Annotated in this window: 17 protein-coding genes, 1 tRNA gene and 1 riboswitch; of the genes, 14 read left to right on the top strand and 4 right to left on the bottom strand. The window is 58.0% G+C overall.

Going from position 1 to position 18,714, the window contains the following annotated elements; translation table 11 throughout:
- Positions 1-168: 168 nt before the first annotated feature.
- Positions 169-245, top strand: a tRNA-Met gene (locus PL597_RS22520).
- A gap of 205 nt (positions 246-450) precedes the next feature.
- Positions 451-2,259, top strand: coding sequence for a DNA helicase RecQ (gene recQ / locus PL597_RS22515; RefSeq protein WP_271366284.1), 1,809 nt, complete (start codon positions 451-453; stop codon positions 2,257-2,259).
- Positions 2,260-2,315: 56 nt separating this feature from the next.
- On the opposite strand, the gene PL597_RS22510 is transcribed toward recQ, so the two are convergent.
- A complete protein-coding gene (locus tag PL597_RS22510) occupies positions 2,316-3,548 on the bottom strand; it encodes an ROK family transcriptional regulator (protein ID WP_077983296.1) in 1,233 nt (410 codons plus the stop codon).
- A 264-nt stretch (positions 3,549-3,812) separates the two neighbouring features.
- On the opposite strand from PL597_RS22510, the gene PL597_RS22505 reads away from it, so the two are divergent.
- From PL597_RS22505 to nrdF, 8 genes are all read left to right on the top strand, one after another.
- Positions 3,813-4,835, top strand: a complete 1,023-nt coding sequence (locus PL597_RS22505; RefSeq protein ID WP_077983295.1) for a sugar ABC transporter substrate-binding protein — start codon at positions 3,813-3,815, stop codon at positions 4,833-4,835.
- 226 nt (positions 4,836-5,061) lie between these two features.
- On the top strand, positions 5,062-6,144 hold the full coding sequence (locus tag PL597_RS22500) for an ABC transporter permease (RefSeq protein WP_269825322.1): 1,083 nt from the start codon (positions 5,062-5,064) through the stop codon (positions 6,142-6,144).
- The gene (locus PL597_RS22495; RefSeq protein WP_077983293.1) at positions 6,144-6,926 is read left to right on the top strand and encodes an ATP-binding cassette domain-containing protein; all 783 of its coding nucleotides are present in this window, start codon (positions 6,144-6,146) and stop codon (positions 6,924-6,926) included. Before PL597_RS22500 ends, PL597_RS22495 begins: the two co-directional genes overlap by 1 nt.
- Complete coding sequence (locus PL597_RS22490) at positions 6,923-7,552, top strand: nucleoside triphosphate hydrolase (protein ID WP_269825324.1); 630 nt, start codon at positions 6,923-6,925, stop codon at positions 7,550-7,552. Before PL597_RS22495 ends, PL597_RS22490 begins: the two co-directional genes overlap by 4 nt.
- Before the next feature lie 133 nt (positions 7,553-7,685).
- Positions 7,686-7,909: riboswitch (cobalamin riboswitch) on the top strand.
- A gap of 256 nt (positions 7,910-8,165) precedes the next feature.
- On the top strand, positions 8,166-8,387 hold the full coding sequence (gene nrdH / locus PL597_RS22485) for a glutaredoxin-like protein NrdH (RefSeq protein ID WP_020011298.1): 222 nt from the start codon (positions 8,166-8,168) through the stop codon (positions 8,385-8,387).
- 12 nt (positions 8,388-8,399) lie between these two features.
- Positions 8,400-8,798, top strand: coding sequence for a class Ib ribonucleoside-diphosphate reductase assembly flavoprotein NrdI (gene nrdI / locus PL597_RS22480; RefSeq protein ID WP_020812691.1), 399 nt, complete (start codon positions 8,400-8,402; stop codon positions 8,796-8,798).
- On the top strand, positions 8,786-10,972 hold the full coding sequence (nrdE, locus tag PL597_RS22475) for a class 1b ribonucleoside-diphosphate reductase subunit alpha (RefSeq protein WP_269825325.1): 2,187 nt from the start codon (positions 8,786-8,788) through the stop codon (positions 10,970-10,972). The genes nrdI and nrdE overlap by 13 nt, the downstream gene beginning before the upstream one ends.
- Before the next feature lie 16 nt (positions 10,973-10,988).
- Complete coding sequence (nrdF, locus tag PL597_RS22470; protein WP_271366282.1) at positions 10,989-11,963, top strand: class 1b ribonucleoside-diphosphate reductase subunit beta; 975 nt, start codon at positions 10,989-10,991, stop codon at positions 11,961-11,963.
- Between the two features lie 29 nt (positions 11,964-11,992).
- Here the strand turns inward: nrdF and PL597_RS22465 are convergent, their stop codons facing one another.
- Positions 11,993-13,105 (bottom strand): alpha/beta hydrolase, encoded by a 1,113-nt coding sequence (locus PL597_RS22465; RefSeq protein WP_271366281.1) that lies wholly within the window; start codon positions 13,103-13,105, stop codon positions 11,993-11,995.
- Between the two features lie 151 nt (positions 13,106-13,256).
- Between PL597_RS22465 and recF the strand changes: the two genes are divergently transcribed.
- Genes recF through PL597_RS22450 form a run of 3 tightly spaced genes read left to right on the top strand, consistent with a single transcriptional unit; the run spans position 13,257 to position 15,647 of the window.
- Positions 13,257-14,384, top strand: coding sequence for a DNA replication/repair protein RecF (gene recF, locus PL597_RS22460; protein WP_137409535.1), 1,128 nt, complete (start codon positions 13,257-13,259; stop codon positions 14,382-14,384).
- A gap of 22 nt (positions 14,385-14,406) precedes the next feature.
- Positions 14,407-15,174, top strand: a complete 768-nt coding sequence (locus PL597_RS22455) for a molybdopterin-synthase adenylyltransferase MoeB (protein ID WP_271366279.1) — start codon at positions 14,407-14,409, stop codon at positions 15,172-15,174.
- Positions 15,171-15,647, top strand: a complete 477-nt coding sequence (locus PL597_RS22450) for a GNAT family N-acetyltransferase (protein ID WP_142914234.1) — start codon at positions 15,171-15,173, stop codon at positions 15,645-15,647. The genes PL597_RS22455 and PL597_RS22450 overlap by 4 nt, the downstream gene beginning before the upstream one ends.
- 6 nt (positions 15,648-15,653) lie before the next feature.
- Here the strand turns inward: PL597_RS22450 and PL597_RS22445 are convergent, their stop codons facing one another.
- Positions 15,654-16,658: a 2-hydroxyacid dehydrogenase gene (locus PL597_RS22445; protein ID WP_077983282.1), complete on the bottom strand. Its 1,005-nt coding sequence runs from the start codon at positions 16,656-16,658 to the stop codon at positions 15,654-15,656.
- 180 nt (positions 16,659-16,838) lie between these two features.
- Between PL597_RS22445 and PL597_RS22440 the strand changes: the two genes are divergently transcribed.
- Positions 16,839-17,372 carry an SH3 domain-containing protein gene (locus PL597_RS22440; RefSeq protein ID WP_169538602.1) on the top strand — a complete coding sequence of 178 codons (534 nt, stop codon included), beginning with the start codon at positions 16,839-16,841 and terminating at the stop codon, positions 17,370-17,372.
- Here the strand turns inward: PL597_RS22440 and PL597_RS22435 are convergent.
- The gene (locus tag PL597_RS22435; protein ID WP_271366278.1) at positions 17,365-18,357 is read right to left on the bottom strand and encodes an adenosine kinase; all 993 of its coding nucleotides are present in this window, start codon (positions 18,355-18,357) and stop codon (positions 17,365-17,367) included. The genes PL597_RS22440 and PL597_RS22435 overlap by 8 nt on opposite strands.
- Positions 18,358-18,714: the final 357 nt, after the last annotated feature.

Raw genomic sequence — 18,714 nt, 5'->3', positions numbered from 1 at the left:
GCCTTTTGTCATTCAAGGCAAAGATTTAAAGGCAATAAAAATGGCGTACAAAATCAGGTGCGCCCCTTAAAGGAGATAAATTGCTCCGCAATTTACTCCGCCAGAGTTCCGTCGTCGCTAAAGCAACGACGCAGACGCGACATTCGGCTTCGCCGAATGCGCGGGTAACGCGGGGTGGAGCAGCCCGGTAGCTCGTCAGGCTCATAACCTGAAGGCCGCAGGTTCAAATCCTGCCCCCGCAACCAAATATCAAAACAAAACCCCGTCGCAATCGCGACGGGGTTTTTTGTGTTTCGGGACTTATGAAATTGGGCCGTCAGGGAAAAACTAGGCCGCTGATCACAAAGCCAATCCCACAATCTACTTCCATGAACAAAGCCATCTTCGCCATTGCCATCGATCCCAAAACCGTGATGATGCACAATCTTTCCACTTCGGACAAAAACCGCCGTGACCGCTGATCCCTTGCATATCCTCAAGACCGTCTATGGCTACGATGCGTTTCGCGGAAGGCAGGCAGACATCATTCGGCATGTAATGGCGGGAAACAATGCCTTCGTTTTGATGCCGACCGGCGGCGGGAAGTCGCCTTGTTACCAGATCCCTGCGCTTGCTCGTAATGGCATGGGATTGATCGTTTCGCCGCTCATCGCACTGATGGTCGATCAGGTCGCTGCCCTGCGTCAGGCCGGGGTGCGGGCCGAAGCCCTCAATTCCGATCTTTCCCCGGAAGAGCGGCGCGCGCTATGGCGGGACATGCGGGCCGGCAAGGTCGATATTCTTTATGCCGCGCCGGAAACCCTGCTCAAGCCGGATGTACTCGATGCGTTGCAATCCATCGACCTGTCGTTGATCGCCATCGACGAGGCCCATTGCCTGTCGCAATGGGGGCATGATTTCCGGCCGCCCTACCGCCAGCTCGACGCGCTGATCGAGCGTTTTCCCGATACGCCGCGCATGGCGCTGACGGCGACGGCCGACGAACCCACGCGCGCCGAAATTCTCGGTCACCTGGGGATTGAAGAACACGATGCCTTCATTGCTGGGTTCGACCGGCCTAATATCCGCTATGCGATCATGGAAAAGGACAATCCGCGTGCGCAGCTGAAGCGCTTTTTGAAGGATCGCGACGGTGAGAGCGGTATCGTCTATTGCCTTTCCAAACGCAAGGTGGACGAAACGGCGGCATGGCTGCGGGAGGAGGGGCGCGATGCGTTGCCCTATCACGCCGGCATGGACAAGGCCGCCCGTGAGGAAAACCAGACCCGTTTCCAGCACGGCGAGGCGGTCATCATCGTCGCGACCGTCGCTTTCGGCATGGGTATAGACAAGCCGGATGTGCGCTTCGTGGTGCATGTCGACCTGCCCGGCAGTATCGAGGCCTATTATCAGGAAACAGGCCGAGCCGGTCGTGATGGTTTGCCGTCGGACGTGCTCATGCTCTATGGCTATGAAGATATTGCCCTGCGCAATCGTTTCATCGAAGAATCTGATGCCGCGGACCAACGCAAATATATGGAGCGCCAGAAGCTCGATGCGCTGCTCGGCCTCGCAGAAACGGCCAGTTGCCGCCGGCAGGTTCTGCTCTCCTATTTCGGCGACCGGTGCGAGCCCTGCGGCAATTGCGATACCTGCGCCGAGCCGCCGGACCTGTTTGACGGGGCCATCGCCGCGCAGAAACTTCTGTCCTGTATTTATCGCACGGGTGAACGTTTTGGCCAGGCCTATGTCATCCGCGTATTGCTGGGTGTCGAGGACGAGCGGATTTCCCGCTTCGGCCATGACCGCATTACCACCTACGGGATAGGGAAGGAGCACGACAACCGCACGTGGCGCGCCATCCTGCGTCAGCTGGTTGCGTTACGCATGATTGAAGTGGATCTGTCCGGACATGGCGGCCTGTCCATCTCCGAGGATGGACGGCGGTTCCTGCGTGAAAAACCGGCATTAATGCTGAGGATACCATCCGCTCCCCGTTCCGCACGGCAGCAGACGCCGCGCAACACGGTATCGACGGTCTTGCCGGAATCCGATCGCAGCCTTTTTGAGGCGCTGCGTGCCAAGCGTATGGAGATCGCCCGGGCACAGAACGTTCCGCCCTATGTGATTTTCCACGACAAGACCCTCATGGAACTCGCGGCGATAAAACCGGCCTCGGCGAAGGAAATGGCTGAGATTCCCGGCGTCGGGGACACCAAGCTGGAACGATACGGGCCTGCCTTTCTGGCGGCGATCATGCAGCACGCCGCTGGCGAGTGACCTGAAGATATCCAAATTGATAGCCTATTCATGAAATCACAGAGCGCTGCGAAGGCTCAGCCGGTCGTGTCCTTGAACAGAACGTTCTGATCGATGAGATAGCGCGAAAATAGGGGCAAGCTGGCGCCGCCGATTGCCCGCGCCTGGCTACCGACCGCGCCTTCGATGATGTCAGGCACCGTGACGCCCTGCAGATCGTGGTGTTTAAGGGCAAGGCGGGTGGCGGCGACGATCCTTGTTCTGACCCAGTCGGGAAAACCGCCATCGATGATGACGCTTGAAAAATCGATGATGGAGGCTGCGGCAATGACGGCCTGCGCCAGCGCCGCGGCGGTTTTCCTGATCCAGCTTTCCAGCGGTTCGCCGAAATCGATCCACTCGTCCGGGGAAAACCACAGGGGTCGCGGATCGATGCCCTTTTCGCGCAACATGTTTTCCAGAACGAAGATCGACGCGATTTTCAGAAGCTGGACGGTATTGCCGTCCTGCCCCTGCACCGGCAGGGGGCCGATGGCGCCGGCCGTTCCCGTCTTTCCGGAAAACAGCGCCGAATTCAAAACGACGCCGCCGCCTATGAAAGAGCCGATGAAGACGTAAAGAAAATCCGGATAGTGCTGGCCTGCACCAAAAACCAGTTCGGCGCCGCAGGCGCTAGTGGCGTCGTTCTGCAGAAAAACCGGATAGCTGACGTTTTCAGCAATTTCCGACCGGATATCGACGCCCCGCCACCGCTCCATTTCAATCTGCGGTGCACCCACTTCCTGCGCCCAGTTCCACAATTCAAATGGAGCGGCGACGCCGACGCCGGCAATTTTCTCCCGCTCCGCAGGGGAAAGCTTCGATTCGAGTTCCGTTATGCCGTCGATCACGAACGGCAATATCCATTCCGGCAGGGGGTAGGGGTAGGTTCTGCGCAGCTTGAGCCTGATCCGGCCGACAAAATCCATCAGCACGAGATCGACGCTGCGTCGGCCGATCTTCACACCGAAAGAAAAAACGGCGTCGGGATTAAGCCGCATCGGCGTCGATGGCTGGCCGACTTTGCCGCGCAGTCTTTCACCGCGAATGAGAAGCCCGTCCTTTTCAAGTGAGCGCATGATAACCGAGACGGTCTGTGCTGAAAGGCCGCAAAGTCTTGATATCTCAGCTTTTGACAGTCCGCCGTGGCGACGAACGAGAGACAGCACGAGCCGCTCATTATAAGCGCGCACGCCGACCTGGTTGGCGCCGCCGCTTATATCCATGGTGGTGGGCGCCGCCGGGGGCGCCGTCTCGACAGATTGTCTCATAATGTCATCCTCCCGCCCGCAATATCCGCCGCGACCGATACAGCAGGCTTTATGGCAATCGTGCTATCGCAACGTTAAACGACGTGGCGATATTCCTCCCTGCCGCATATTAGAATGCCATAGGGAATTAATAATTCAATCGGATTTATTTATTGACAGGCGTTTCCTTTGGTGGTTCCATCTGAGCCAACGGTCGTCGATCTCGGAGGAGACGGGATCGTCGGGTAACCGTCACGGTGCTCAAATATCCATTGGGAGGATCTCATGAAGACCACTGTTTCCGCTCTTCTGGGCGCGCTTGCGCTTGGCGTTTCTTTCGCGTCCGTTGCGTCTGCGGCCGATACCTCGGTTTGCCTCATCACCAAAACCGATACCAATCCCTTTTTCGTCAAGATGAAAGAAGGCGCGACCGCCAAGGCCAAGGAACTTGGCGTGACGCTGAAATCCTATGCCGGGAAGATCGATGGCGATTCCGAAAGCCAGGTGGCCGCCATCGAAACCTGCATTGCCGATGGTGCCAAGGGTATCCTGATTACCGCATCGGATACCAAGGGCATCGTTCCAGCAGTACAGAAGGCGCGTGATGCCGGCCTTCTGGTCATTGCCCTCGATACGCCACTCGAACCCGTTGATGCTGCCGATTCCACCTTCGCCACCGACAATCTTCTTGCCGGTGAACTGATCGGCAAATGGGCTGCCGGTACGCTTGGCGACAAGGCCAAGGATGCGAAAATCGCCTTCCTCAACCTCACCCCCTCCCAGCCGACAGTGGACGTGCTGCGCAACCAGGGCTTCATGAAGGGCTTTGGCATCGACGTGAAGGACATCAACAAGATCGGCGACGAGGACGATCCGCGCATCGTTGGCCATGACGTCACCAATGGTAACGAAGAAGGCGGCCGCGCTGCGATGGAAAATCTGCTGCAGAAGGATCCGACTATCAATGTCGTCCACACCATCAACGAGCCCGCAGCAGCCGGTGCTTATGAGGCGCTGAAAGCGGTCGGCCGTGAAAAGGATGTTCTGATCGTTTCTGTCGACGGCGGTTGCCCGGGCGTCAAGAACGTGGCGGAAGGCGTGATCGGGGCGACCTCGCAGCAATACCCGCTGCTGATGGCGGCTCTCGGCGTCGAAGCCGTCAAGAAGTTTGCCGACACGGGTGAAAAGCCGAAGCCGACCGAAGGCAAGAACTTCGTCGATACCGGCGTGACGCTGGTGACCGACAAGCCGGTCAAGGGCCTCGATTCGATCGATACGAAGGAAGGTCTCAACAAGTGCTGGGGCTGATGCCTCGCCGTTGAAACCCGCGGGGGCATTCGTGCCCCCGCCCTTGGACCGAATGAATATCAGGCACGATCCGGGGGATCGGACAAAGGAACAAACGAGCGCGTCACGCGTCCTGCGGGGATGATAAGGGCCGCTTCACAACACTTTGAAATCTACGCGTCATTCTCTTTGGAGATAGGACCCCGGCGTCAGGGCGGGCGCGATAGAGCGATCGGGAGGAAAATCCATGAGCGATCAACCGGTGCGGCCTCAGCCGCATAATGAATTTGAAAAGGTGCTTTCGGGAAGTTCGACGCAGGTCGCCGCTTTCGATACGCACGACAAGAGTGTGCTGGAAAAACTGCAGCACTTTCTCCATTCCAGCCCGGCGGCCGTTCCGCTTATCGTTTTGGTGCTGTCGCTGATAGTTTTCGGCCTGCTTCTCGGCGGCAAGTTTTTCTCGGCCTTCACGCTGACCCTTATTCTGCAGCAGGTCGCCATCGTCGGTATTGTCGGCGCGGCGCAGTCGCTGGTCATCCTGACGGCGGGCATCGATCTGTCGGTTGGCGCGATCATGGTCCTGTCCTCCGTCATCATGGGGCAGTTCACCTTCCGTTACGGCTTGCCGGCGGAACTCGCCATTCTCTGTGGCCTTGCCGTCGGCGCATTTTGCGGTTTCATCAACGGTATTCTGGTGTCGCGCATGCGGCTGCCTCCCTTCATCGTCACGCTCGGCATGTGGCAGATCGTGCTGGCCACCAATTTTCTCTACTCCGCCAACGAAACAATCCGCGCCCAGGACATTGCCCAGCAAGCGCCTATCCTGCAATTTTTCGGTAGCAGCGTCCGCTTCGGCAGTGCGGTCTTCACCTATGGCGTCATCGCCATGGTCCTGCTCGTCGCCCTGCTTTGGTACGTGCTGAATCGCACCGCCTGGGGTCGCCATCTTTATGCGGTGGGTGACGATCCGGATGCCGCCGAACTTGCCGGTGTCAACGTAAAGCGCATGCTGACGACCGTTTACACCCTGTCCGGCCTCATATGCGCCTTTGCCGGCTGGGCCTTGATCGGGCGCATCGGCTCGGTTTCACCGACGGCTGGCCAATTCGCCAATATCGAATCCATCACTGCGGTGGTTATCGGCGGCCTTTCGCTGTTCGGCGGGCGCGGCTCGATTATGGGTATGATTTTCGGTGCGTTGATCGTCGGCGTCTTTTCGCTCGGCCTCCGGCTTATCGGAACAGATCCGCAATGGACCTATCTCTTGATCGGCGTCCTCATCATCATGGCTGTAGCAATCGACCAGTGGATCAGAAAGGTAGCAGGCTGATGGCAAAAGAACCCATTCTCACAGCACGCAGTCTCGTCAAGCGCTATGGTCGTGTGACCGCCCTCGACCATGCCGATTTCGATCTCTATCCCGGAGAAATCCTGGCCGTGATCGGCGACAACGGCGCCGGCAAATCCTCTCTCATCAAGGCGATTTCCGGTGCCGTGACACCCGATGAAGGGGAGATCAGACTAGAAGGCCAGCCCGTCCAGTTCCGCTCGCCAATCGAGGCGCGAAAGGCCGGCATCGAGACGGTCTATCAGAACCTCGCGCTTTCGCCGGCGCTTTCCATAGCCGACAATATGTTTCTCGGGCGGGAAATCCGTAAATCCGGCATTCAGGGCAGTTTGTTCCGGGCGCTGGACCGCCCGGCCATGGAAAAATTCGCCCGCGAGAAACTGTCGGAACTCGGCCTGATGACGATTCAGAACATCAATCAGGCGGTGGAAACCCTTTCCGGCGGTCAGCGTCAGGGTGTGGCGGTGGCGCGTGCGGCAGCCTTTGGCTCCAAGGTCGTCATCCTCGACGAACCGACGGCGGCACTTGGTGTCAAGGAAAGCCGACGTGTTCTGGAGCTTATCCTCGACGTGCGCTCCCGCGGCCTGCCGATCGTCCTGATCTCGCATAACATGCCGCATGTCTTCGAGGTCGCGGATCGCATCCATATCCACCGGCTGGGCAAGCGCCTGTGCGTCATCAATCCGAAGGACTATTCGATGTCGGATGCCGTCGCCTTCATGACCGGTGCCAAGGAAGCGCCGAAGGAAACGCTTGCCGCATGACGCTGAAGCTTGAAACGATCGCCGAGGATGTTCTTCGGCGGGCAGAAGGTAAATCCCGTTTTATCGTCGCCATTGCCGGTCCCCCTGGGGCCGGCAAATCCACGCTGGCAGATGCGCTTTGTGATGCTTTGCTCGCACGAGGCGAAACGGCCGCCGTCCTGCCCATGGACGGCTTCCATATGGACAATGGCATTCTTGAAGAACGGGGGCTGCTGCCGCGAAAGGGTGCGCCCGAAACATTCGACGTTCGCGGCTTCCTTGATATCGTCTCCGCCGTCCGCAAGGGCGGGCAGGAAGTTCTTGTCCCGGTTTTCGACCGCTCCCGCGAAATCGCCATTGCCTCGGCCCGAGCGATTGCGCCGGACACGCGCCTGATCCTTGCCGAAGGCAATTATCTGCTGCTCAATGAGGCGCCCTGGACCGTGCTTTCCGAGAGTTTCGATCTCACCATCTTCGTGGGTCCATCCGTGGCGGTGCTTGAAGAGAGGCTGCGAAACAGATGGGAGGGCTATGGCCTCGATGCCGCTCAAATCCACGCCAAACTGTTCGAAAACGATCTTCCCAACGGAAAAAGGGTGATCGAAAACGCCCGTCCCGCCGATATTCGCATCGATATCTGGGAATAGATTAACGCTTTTCTCTCTTTGAGCGACGGCACGCATGTGCTGTTAAGCCATTGTTAACCATGTGTTGAATCTTTTTGATCCACAGGGTAGGGCTTTCCTGTGTCTATTCATTGACGCAAAAAAATCCTCATATACTATATGTGGTGTTCGAGGTTCTTCCGATTCGCAAGGATTGGGAGCTAAGACGGGAATTCGGTGCGTGACGCCATCAGGGCGAAGCAAGGCCGAAACTGCCCCCGCAACTGTAAGCGGCGAGCATCGTTCCGATTTGGGTCACTGGAGCTTAGCGCACCGGGAAGGCTGGAATAGATGTTGTGACCCGCAAGTCAGGAGACCTGCCTTGAGCGCAAACGTCCACGGGCGGGGTGTCCGGAGGAAGGTGTCTGACGCAAATGATTTGCGTGCGCCCTTTTCTGCCCCCTCCAGAACAAGCTTCGGGGTGAAGTCATGCCAGTGCATTTGTTTGAGTTGCTGCGCTCGTCGGCGTAGACAGTGATTTTACGCGGCTAAAAGCTGCGCATGCCCACCCTAATGAAAGATCCATCGCCGCCCGATTGTGATTGCAATCGGCAATGTTGAGCCGTGTCCGAAACCGGCTTCGAGAGAGGAAATTATGACCGTCACCGTTTACAGCAAGCCGGCCTGCGTCCAATGCACTGCCACTTACCGCGCCCTCGACCGCATCGGCGTTCCCTATGAGATCATCGATATTTCCGAAGATGCTGACGCGCTCGATCATGTTCGTGGCCTCGGTTACATGCAGGTTCCGGTGGTCGTTGCCGGCGAACGCCATTGGGCGGGTTTCCGGCCGGATATGATCGGCGCGATCAGCTGAGGCGGCAGGGCGATGGGCCTGATCGTCTATTATTCCAGCCGTTCTGAAAACACCCATCGTTTCCTTCTGAAACTGGGACGGCGATTGTTTCGCCTGCCGCTTGGCGTTGAGGAAGATGTTCCCCACGTGTCCGAGCCCTATGTGCTCGTCACCCCCACCTATGGGGGTGGCGGTACAAAAGGGGCCGTGCCGAAACCGGTCATCCGGTTTTTGAACGAGCCCTCCAACCGAAATCTCATTCGCGGCGTCATCGCGGCGGGCAACACGAATTTTGGCGCAGCTTTCGCATCCGCCGGAGATATCGTCTCGCGTAAATGCGCTGTGCCGTTTCTCTATCGTTTCGAGCTTCTCGGCACGGAAGAAGATGTCGCCAACGTCAAACATGGATTGGAACGATTTTGGACACGCTGACCTCAAGCGCGCTGCGCAAGGATGCCAAACAGCCCGTAGCCGCAAGCCAGAAACCGGTTGATGCGGCTCTGGACTACCACGCGCTGAACGCGATGTTGAACCTTTATGACGAGAACGGGAAAATCCAGCTCGACAAGGATCGCCTGGCTGCCCGGCAATATTTTCTCCAGCACGTCAACCAGAACACTGTGTTTTTCCATAATCTCAGGGAAAAGCTCGATTATCTGGTGGCGGAAGGATATTACGAGCAGGAGGTACTGGACCAGTACTCCTTCAATTTCGTTCGCGACCTCTATGACGAAGCCTATGCCCGGAAATTCCGCTTTCCGACATTTCTTGGGGCGTTCAAATATTATACCTCCTACACGCTGAAGACTTTCGACGGAAAACGTTACCTCGAGCGTTACGAGGATCGCGTCTGCATGGTGGCGCTGGCCCTTGCGCGCGGTGATGAGCAGCTTGCCCGCAATCTGGTCGATGAGATCATTTCCGGCCGCTTCCAGCCGGCAACCCCAACATTCCTCAACGCCGGCAAGAAGAGCCGCGGCGAGCTGGTCTCGTGTTTTCTGCTGCGTGTGGAAGACAATATGGAAAGCATCGGCCGCTCCATCAATTCGGCGTTGCAGCTTTCCAAGCGCGGCGGCGGCGTGGCCCTGTCCTTGACCAATATTCGCGAAGCCGGCGCGCCGATCAAGCAGATCGAAAACCAGTCATCCGGCGTCATTCCCGTGATGAAGCTGCTGGAAGACAGCTTTTCCTATGCCAACCAGCTTGGCGCGCGCCAGGGTGCCGGCGCGGTCTATCTGCACGCCCACCACCCGGATATCATGCGCTTCCTCGACACCAAGCGCGAAAATGCCGACGAGAAAATCCGCATCAAGACGCTGTCGCTCGGCGTGGTGATCCCCGATATCACCTTCGAACTCGCCCGCAATAATGAGGATATGTATCTGTTTTCGCCCTATGATGTGGAGCGGATCTATGGCGTGCCTTTCACCGAAATCTCGGTCACCGAAAAATACCATGAAATGGTAGCCGACAGCCGCATCCGTAAGAAGAAGATCAAGGCGCGCGAATTCTTTCAGGTGATCGCCGAAATCCAGTTCGAGAGCGGTTACCCCTACATCATGTTCGAAGATACGGTGAACCGCGCCAATCCGATTGCCGGCCGTATCAGCATGAGCAATCTCTGCTCGGAAATCCTGCAGGTCAGCGAAGCCAGCGAGTTCAACGCCGATCTCTCCTATAGCCAAATGGGCAAGGATATTTCCTGCAATCTCGGCTCGCTCAACATTGCTGCGGCAATGGATTCGGCCGATTTCGGCAAGACCATCGAGACCTCCATCCGGGCGCTGACGGCGGTATCGGATATGAGCCACATTTCCTCCGTTCCCTCGGTGGAAAAGGGCAATGATGCGAGCCACGCTATCGGCCTCGGCCAGATGAACCTGCACGGTTATCTGGCGCGCGAACGCATCTTTTATGGCTCCGAAGAAGGCGTCGATTTCACCAATATCTACTTCTATACCGTCACCTATCACGCCATCCGTGCCAGCAATCGGCTGGCCGTAGAACGGGGCCAGAGCTTCAAGGGCTTTGAGAACTCCAAATATGCCTCGGGCGACTATTTCGACAAATATACCGAAAAGGAATGGCTGCCCGCGACGGAAAAGGTCCGTGAGCTCTTCGAAAAGGCCGGCATTGCCATTCCGACACAGGACGACTGGAAGGCACTGAAGCAGAACGTGATGGCATCAGGTCTCTATAACCAGAACCTGCAGGCCGTACCGCCAACGGGTTCGATCTCCTATATCAACCACTCCACATCCTCCATTCATCCGATTGTCTCGAAGATCGAAATCCGCAAAGAGGGCAAGATCGGCCGCGTTTATTATCCGGCTTCCTATCTCTCGAACGACAATCTTGAATATTATCAGGATGCCTATGAGATCGGCCCGGAAAAGATCATCGACACCTATGCGGCGGCCACCCAGCATGTCGATCAGGGCCTGTCGCTGACGCTGTTCTTCCGCGATACGGCCACGACGCGCGATATCAACCGGGCGCAGATCTACGCCTGGAAGAAGGGCATCAAGACCATCTACTACATTCGGTTGCGCCAGATGGCGCTGGAAGGCACGCAGGTTCAGGGCTGCGTTTCCTGCACGCTCTGATTTGAGGGACAAAAGAATGAATATCGCCGTAAAACCCGCGTCCCGCATCCGCGCGGTCAACTGGAACCGCATTGAGGACGACAAGGACCTTGAAGTCTGGAACCGCCTGACCTCGAATTTCTGGCTACCGGAAAAGGTGCCGCTCTCCAACGATATCCCCTCCTGGGGGACGTTGAAGCCGGAAGAGCAGAAACTGACGATCCGTGTCTTCACCGGGCTGACATTGCTCGACACCATCCAGAACGGCGTCGGCGCCGTGCGCCTGATGCCGGATTCGGCGACGCCGCATGAGGAGGCCGTGCTTTCGAATATCTCCTTCATGGAGGCGGTGCACGCCCGTTCCTATTCGTCGATTTTCTCGACTCTGTGCTCCACGCCTGACGTTGACGACGCCTATCGCTGGTCGGAGGAAAACGAGTTTCTGCAACGCAAGTCCGCGATCATCATGCGGGAATATGACAACGGCGATCCGCTGAAGAAAAAGATCGCCAGCGTCTTTCTGGAAAGCTTCCTGTTCTATTCCGGCTTCTACCTGCCGATGTTCTGGTCAAGCCGTGCCAAACTCACCAACACGGCAGACCTCATCCGCCTCATCATCCGCGATGAGGCCGTGCACGGCTATTATATCGGTTACAAGTTCCAGCGGGCGCTGGACCGCCTTGGCGAGACGCAAAGGCAAGAGATCAAGGACTTCGCTTTTGATCTCCTGCTCGAGCTTTACGACAACGAGGCGAAATATACCGAGGATCTCTATGACGGTGTCGGCCTGACGGAAGACGTCAAGCAGTTCCTGCATTACAACGCCAACAAGGCCCTGATGAATCTGGGTTATGAAGCGCTGTTTCCCGCCGAGGCCTGCCGGGTCAATCCGGCGATCCTTTCGGCGCTCTCGCCCAATGCCGATGAAAATCACGACTTCTTCTCAGGCTCCGGTTCGTCCTATGTCATCGGCAAGGCGGTCGCCACCGAGGATGAAGACTGGGATTTCTGAAGCCGGAACTGTCAGCACGAGCCCGCACACTATTGCGGGTTCACCACCTGGCTCGCAAGCCGGAAGGGGCTGGAGACGGTTGCGCCGATTGCATCGAACACGAAGGCGCCGGCGCGACCGAGGCCGTTTTGTCCATTGCTGTTGCGGCTCGTCTCCAGTTGCGGCACGAGCGACGCCAGTGCGGCATAGCGGTCATGATTGAGCGGGTCCGAGGCTTTCAGGTTGGAAATATCCACGAACTGGACACCTTCCTTCAACGCCGCGTCCTGCACCTTGGGATCGGTGACATCAAGTGCGCCAATCCGTGTCACGTCCGCACCCAGGATGGACGAAGCCTTGAGGGCGCGGTCATCCTTGGAGACCAGGACCGTGAGCGGCGGATTGAGCCTTCCGACCACCTCGATCTGCTTGCGGAAAACATCGGCATCGATATCGGGTGCGGCCAGCACCACCTGCAGCTTGGCGATAACGTCATTTCGGCCCTCGAAGCGCAGCTGTCGCAGCGCCTCCATGACCAGCCAGCCGCCCATGCTGTGACCGAAGACGAAGATGTTCTTGCGTGGAGACTGGCGCGTAAGATCGGTCAGCAGATTGGCAAGGGCATCGCGCGAATAAGTCGCCGATTCTTTGTCCGCCACATAGCCTGTGACATTGGCCTGCGATGGCCAGGAAAAAACCAACGGTACGCCATCGAGATTGGCATCGGCAGCCATCTGCGCTGCGCGGAAAAGTGCCTCCTGATAGCTGTAGTTATAACCGTGCACAAAAAGCGCGATCTGCTTGCGGGATCGCGTAATATCGCCGAGGTCGCTGTTGAAACTCGCCCTATCCAGCATCTGCGCCTGTGTGACGACGAAATCCTTCTTGGCATCCGGTTTTCCAGTCGACCATTCGATTTTTCCGCTCTTGTGGGTCGGTGGTATCGAAATATCGAAGCGGGCATAATTCGGCTCGGCCGCGCGAAGGGCGCTGAACCCCTTTTTTGCCTCTTCGCTTTTTTCACGCGTACTCGCCACATAGGCCGTAACGATTTTAGCGTCCTTCGCCCTTGTATTGACGGCTTGCAGCACATCCGCTCCCGGCCGTCCGGCGCAGGATGACAGAAGGCTGATCATAAGAACGAAAGAAAGAATGAGGCGCATGGACGGGTTACCGGTGACAACGAAAGTCCATAAATAGCTGCCCGCTAAAAAAGTTGCCACTACTGAATAATTCGCGTGGTTTTGACGCTCGTCGATGGGCTCGGGCATTCGCCACCTTGCCATCCGGCCAGCTTCGTTTTAGGCCGTAAAGATGACGAACAAGGTGTCGCTTTCCCGACTTAAACTCACGGACTTCCGCAACTATGCGGCCGCCGCACTTGTGCTTGATGGGCGCCACGTGGTGCTGACCGGTGACAACGGTTCCGGCAAGACCAACCTTCTGGAGGCGGTTTCGTTTCTTTCGCCGGGACGTGGCCTGCGCCGTGCCGTCCTGTCCGACGTCACCCGCGTGGGTGCAGAGGCAACCGGGTTTTCGATCTTCGCCGATGTCGAGGGCATGGATGGTGAGGTCGCGATCGGCACCGGGATCGAAGGTGATGGCGAGGTGGTATCGCGTCGCCTGCGGCTGAACGGCACGCCGGTGAAGTCCGTCGATGAATTGACCGACCATTTGCGGGTTCTGTGGCTGACGCCTGCCATGGATGGCCTCTTTACCGGTTCGTCATCGGACCGCCGGCGTTTTCTCGACCGGCTGGTCCTGTCGCTCGATCCGGGTCACGGCCGGCGCGCAAGCGATTTCGAAAAGGCCATGCGTGGCCGCAACCGCCTGCTTTCGGAAGGCCGTTTTGATCCGGTCTGGCTGGATGGCATTGAAAAACAGATGGCGGAACTCGGCATCTCCATGGCGGTCGCCCGTTATGAAATGCTCGGCCTGCTGAAGACCCTGATCGAAGGAAGGGCTGGCAATGCAGCCTTCCCATCCGCGGCGCTGTCGCTTGCCGGCTTTATGGATGACAGGCTCAACCGTCCGGCTGTCGATCTGGAAGACGAATATGGTCTTATGCTGCGGGACGGCAGGTATCGGGACGCGGCCGCAGGCCGCACGCTGGAGGGGCCGCACCGTGTCGATCTTTTCGTGCGCCACGCGGAAAAGGACATGGAAGCCGAACGCTGTTCGACCGGAGAGCAAAAAGCGTTGTTGGTGGGGCTGGTGCTTGCCCATGCGCAACTGACAGCCAATATGACCGGTTATGCGCCGGTTCTATTGCTGGACGAAATTGCCGCCCATCTGGACGAGGGCAGGCGGGCCGCCCTGTTCGATCTCATCCACGCGCTGGGCGGTCAGAGTTTCATGACCGGAACGGATGCGGCCATGTTCTCCGCTCTCGGCGAGCGGGCACAGTTCTTTAATGTCTCCCATGGGGGCATCACGGCATGACGGCAGAGAAATGGAGTACGGCATGGACCCGCTGAGCCCGGAAGAAATCGAACGTTACAAGCGGCACATTCTGCTGCCGGAAATCGGTGGCACCGGGCAGCAACGGCTGAAGGCGGCACGGGTGCTGGTAATAGGCGCCGGCGGCCTCGGCGCTCCCGTCCTTCAATATCTTGCCGCCGCCGGTGTCGGCACGCTCGGCATGATCGATGATGATGTGGTCTCCCTCTCCAATCTCCAGCGGCAGGTGATCCATGACACCGGCACCATTGGCGAGTTGAAAACGGAAAGTGCCCGCCAGACTATCGCCCGGCTCAATCCGCATGTCCGCACGCTTATGTATGAAGAACGTTTCTCGCAGGTCTGGGCGCATGACCATCTGCAATCCTTCGATCTCCTTATAGACGGCTCGGATAATTTCGATACGCGTTATACGGCCGCCGATGCCGCGGAGGCTGCGAAAAGACCATTGGTAACGGGAGCTGTCGGCCGTTTTGATGGTTCGGTGACGGTGCTGAAACCCTATGGGACAAATACCGAGGGCGCTCGGCTGCCCGGCTATCGTGACCTGTTTCCGGAACCGCCGCCGCAGGGCCTCATTCCCAGTTGCGCGGAAACAGGCATTGTCGGCGCGCTGACGGGGGTTATCGGTACGCTTATGGCCATGGAGGCGATCAAGGTTATCACCGGTGCCGGAGAGCCGTTGATCGGTCGCCTGCTCCTCTATGACGCCCTGTCGGCCCGTTTCGAAACCGTGCGATACAAGCGGCGTCCAGGAGGGAAAAAACCATGACGGAGATTGTCAGGATCGGGGAGGAGTTCGATCGCTGGCAGGAATTGCTGGCGCTTATCGTGTCCTCCTTCGCTTATATGGATGGCGTCATCGACCCGCCGTCTTCGGCTCATCGCCTGACGCTGGAAAATCTTGCCGAGAAGGCGAGGGCGGAGATCGCTTTCGTGGCGCTTGATGGCGATGAGATTGTCGGTTGCCTATTTTGCCGACCGGAGCCGCCGGCCTGTCTTTATGTCGGCAAACTCTGTGTTTCCCCCAAAGCGCAGGGAAAGGGTATAGGCGGGATGCTGCTGGAGCAGGCCGAAGCGCTCGCCCGCGAATTGGCGTTACCGGCGCTGCGGCTGGAAACTCGCATCGAGCTTATCGCTAATCATACCAAATTCGCCGCCTGGGGTTTCGTCAAGACCGCCGAAAACGCCCATGCCGGCTATAATCGCACGACCTCGATCGAAATGACCAAATTCATCGGCTGAACCGGCTCAGTTCCGCCCCGGCAGCACCCGGTTCGGCGGACGGTGGCCGTCGAATAGCGTGCGGATGTTGATGATGACCTTATCACCCATCTCGATACGGCCCTCGATTGTTGCAGAGCCCATATGCGGAAGCAGCACGACCTTGCCTTCCTTGGCCAGCTTGATGAGCTTGGGGTTTACGGCAGGCTCGTTCTCATAGACATCGAGACCGGCGCCTGCGATCTTGTCTTCGCGCAGGCACTGGATCATCGCCGCCTCGTCGATAATATCGCCGCGCGCGGTATTGACGATGTAGCTGGTGGGCTGCATCAGGGCCAGCCGCCGGGCCGAGATCAGGTGATAGGTCGCGGGCGTCGAGGGGCAATTGACGGAGACGATATCCACCCGCGCCAGCATCTGGTCGAGACTGTCCCAATAGGTCGCTTCAAGCTCTGCTTCCGTTGCCGGATTGACGCGTTTGCGATTGTGATAATGAATGGAGAGGCCAAAGGCCTTGGCGCGCCGTGCCACCGCCGTTCCGATGCGGCCCATCCCGACAATGCCGATGCGCTTGCCGGAAATGCGCCGTCCCAGCATCCATGTCGGCGACCAGCCGAGCCACTCGTCCGCGCCATTGGCAAGCACCCGCGTGCCTTCGATCATGCGGCGCGGCACGGCGAGCACGAGAGCCATGGTGATGTCGGCGCTGTCCTCAGTCAGCACATTGGGCGTGTTGGTGACGGTAATGCCCTTTCGGGCCGCGGCATCCACATCCACATGGTCGATACCGTTGGAGAAGCTGGCGATGAGTTTCAGTTGCGGTCCTGCCTGCTCAATCATCGCTGCGGTGATGCGGTCGGTAACGGTGGGCACGAGCACGTCTACCCTTTGCATGGCGGCGACAAGCTCTGTCTCGCTGCGCGGCGTATCGTCTATATTCAGTTCGGCATCGAAGAGTTCGCGCATTCTGGTTTCGACGACGTCAGGCAATTTGCGGGTTATATAGACTGTCGGTCTCTTCTTGTGGGTCATCGTTTGCCGCTGCCTTGTTCAGAAGTCATTAACCAGAAAGAGCGATAATTTCTTTCAATCAGGGCGTTTCTACCAGACCCACCGGCGAAGACAAACAAAACTCGCTGAAGCTTGAGGCATGTGGAAACGAGCCTCCTTAAATATCATCCGGTTTGCAGAAGGCGGGAAACGGAAATGGGCATGCGCAGTGTGGTTTCTATCGTTTGCATTGCATTGTCTTTGGGCCTCTTCGGTGCGGCAACCGAAGTCATGGCGCAGGGCGCCGCCAAAGGCGCGAGCGGCCTGCCGCTGCCGCGTTTTGTCAGCCTGAAATCAAAGCGCGTCAATATGCGCATCGGCCCGAGTACGGATTATGCCGTGTCCTGGATGTATTTGAAATCGGGAATGCCGGTCGAAATCATCCAGGAATATGAAAACTGGCGGCGCATCCGCGATGCCGATGGTACGGAAGGCTGGGTCAATCAGGCCCTGCTCTCCGGTGAGCGAACGGCCGTTGCGGCCCCGTGGATGCGTGGCAAGGGCAAGGAAGTTTACGTGAACATGCGCCGCGAGGCGCAGTCGGGCGCTGCCGTTGTGGCGCGGCTTGAGCCGGGCGTCGTCTTCAGGATCGGCGAATGCAATGGCGACTGGTGCCGCGCCGAGGCCGGTCAGGCCTCGGGCTGGGTTTCGCAAGGTGAAATCTGGGGTGCTTACCCGGGCGAAGCCTTTAAATAAGGCCGTGCTTTTCGCCAAGCGCCTTGAGCGATGACATCGGGCGCGGGCCGATCTGCTGAATGACGGCGGCAGCCGCAAGGCAGCCAAGCTTGCCGCAATCTTCGAGCGAACGGTCCTGCGTATAGCCGAACAGGAAGCCTGCGGCGAAAAGATCGCCGGCGCCCGTCGTGTCGACAACGTCATGCACCGGATAGGCTTCAACCTTCACACGTTCCGTTCCGCGCAGGATGACGGCGCCTTCCTCGCTCATCGTCACCGCGGCGATCTTGCAGTCGGCGGCGATTCTGGTCAGTGCAAGCTCGAAGTCGTCGGTTTCGTAAAGCGAAAGCGCTTCCTGCTTGTTGGCGAAAACAATGTCCACCGTGCCGGAGCGCATCAGGTCCAGAAACTCGTCGCGATAGCGGCCGACGCAGAAGCTGTCGGAGAGAGTCATGGAGACTTCACGGCCATTCTCATGCGCAATGCGGGCGCATTCGCGAATGGCGTCCTTGGCACGCGGCGGGTCCCACAGGTAACCTTCGAAATAGGTAACCTTTGTCTCAGCCACCACATCTTCTTCCACGTCTTCCGGGCCGAGATCAACACAGGCGCCGAGATAGGTGTTCATCGAACGCTCGCCGTCTTCGGTCACGAAGATCATTGAGCGGGCGGTCGGCGGGAACGTGCCTTCCGGCTTGGTTTCGAAATAAACACCCTGTGCGCGGATATCGTGCTGGAAAATTTCCCCGAGCTGGTCTTCGGCCACCTTGCCGAAATAGGCGGCTCTGCCGCCGAAATTCGCCACGCCCGCCGCCGTGTTGCCAGCACTGCCGCCGGAGGCTTCAAGAGCCGGCCCCATCAGCGAATAAAGCAGCTCCGCCCGTTCCGCATCGATGAGGTTCATCGCGCCTTTGGTAATGGCATTGTCGTTGAGAAAGCGATCGTCGCAGCGGGAAATGATGTCGACGATGGCATTGCCGACAGTCAGTACGTCGAATTTCGTCATAGGCCCTATCCGTTTCGCACGGGGTGTGCGTATTTTTCGAAAGGTCTTAAACATTTCTGGCGGCAAGAAAAGCCCAAACAGAAAATATGCGGTTCCGCGCGAGGAGCGAAAACGCGTCATCTGCTTGTAATGTAGGTAGGTTATTTCATTTGTCAGAGCAAAAGGTGTGTGAATGCATACCGGAATGGAAGACATGATGGTCTTCTGGCTCAACCGTTATCTCCGCCACGGATGTACTGGCGGCATATAACGGACATAAAAGGCGGGGGAGACCCCGCTTTTTCTTTTTTAGTAACGTTAGGCCTTGCGGATTTTACGGGCCAAGATGAGCTTTCTACCCAAAGCGGCTCAAGAGTT

Source organism: Agrobacterium sp. ST15.13.013 (genome assembly GCF_027956525.1).
Taxonomy (GTDB): Bacteria; Pseudomonadota; Alphaproteobacteria; order Rhizobiales; family Rhizobiaceae; genus Agrobacterium; species Agrobacterium salinitolerans.
Note: the sequence above shows the minus strand (reverse complement) of the source record. Positions and strands in the feature narration are given on the sequence as shown.

What these genes read in the sequence shown, in the direction of transcription:
- PL597_RS22435 (WP_271366278.1), bottom strand. Translation starts at nt 18,357, where the DNA reads ATGACGAAATTCGACGTACTGACTGTCGGCAATGCCATCGTCGACATC.
- PL597_RS22445 (WP_077983282.1), bottom strand. Translation starts at nt 16,658, where the DNA reads ATGACCCACAAGAAGAGACCGACAGTCTATATAACCCGCAAATTGCCT.
- PL597_RS22440 (WP_169538602.1), top strand. Translation starts at nt 16,839, where the DNA reads ATGCGCAGTGTGGTTTCTATCGTTTGCATTGCATTGTCTTTGGGCCTC.
- PL597_RS22495 (WP_077983293.1), top strand. Translation starts at nt 6,144, where the DNA reads ATGGCAAAAGAACCCATTCTCACAGCACGCAGTCTCGTCAAGCGCTAT.
- PL597_RS22510 (WP_077983296.1), bottom strand. Translation starts at nt 3,548, where the DNA reads ATGAGACAATCTGTCGAGACGGCGCCCCCGGCGGCGCCCACCACCATG.
- nrdH (WP_020011298.1), top strand. Translation starts at nt 8,166, where the DNA reads ATGACCGTCACCGTTTACAGCAAGCCGGCCTGCGTCCAATGCACTGCC.
- PL597_RS22450 (WP_142914234.1), top strand. Translation starts at nt 15,171, where the DNA reads ATGACGGAGATTGTCAGGATCGGGGAGGAGTTCGATCGCTGGCAGGAA.
- PL597_RS22490 (WP_269825324.1), top strand. Translation starts at nt 6,923, where the DNA reads ATGACGCTGAAGCTTGAAACGATCGCCGAGGATGTTCTTCGGCGGGCA.
- PL597_RS22500 (WP_269825322.1), top strand. Translation starts at nt 5,062, where the DNA reads ATGAGCGATCAACCGGTGCGGCCTCAGCCGCATAATGAATTTGAAAAG.
- PL597_RS22455 (WP_271366279.1), top strand. Translation starts at nt 14,407, where the DNA reads ATGGACCCGCTGAGCCCGGAAGAAATCGAACGTTACAAGCGGCACATT.
- PL597_RS22465 (WP_271366281.1), bottom strand. Translation starts at nt 13,105, where the DNA reads ATGCGCCTCATTCTTTCTTTCGTTCTTATGATCAGCCTTCTGTCATCC.
- recF (WP_137409535.1), top strand. Translation starts at nt 13,257, where the DNA reads ATGACGAACAAGGTGTCGCTTTCCCGACTTAAACTCACGGACTTCCGC.
- nrdI (WP_020812691.1), top strand. Translation starts at nt 8,400, where the DNA reads ATGGGCCTGATCGTCTATTATTCCAGCCGTTCTGAAAACACCCATCGT.
- PL597_RS22505 (WP_077983295.1), top strand. Translation starts at nt 3,813, where the DNA reads ATGAAGACCACTGTTTCCGCTCTTCTGGGCGCGCTTGCGCTTGGCGTT.
- nrdF (WP_271366282.1), top strand. Translation starts at nt 10,989, where the DNA reads ATGAATATCGCCGTAAAACCCGCGTCCCGCATCCGCGCGGTCAACTGG.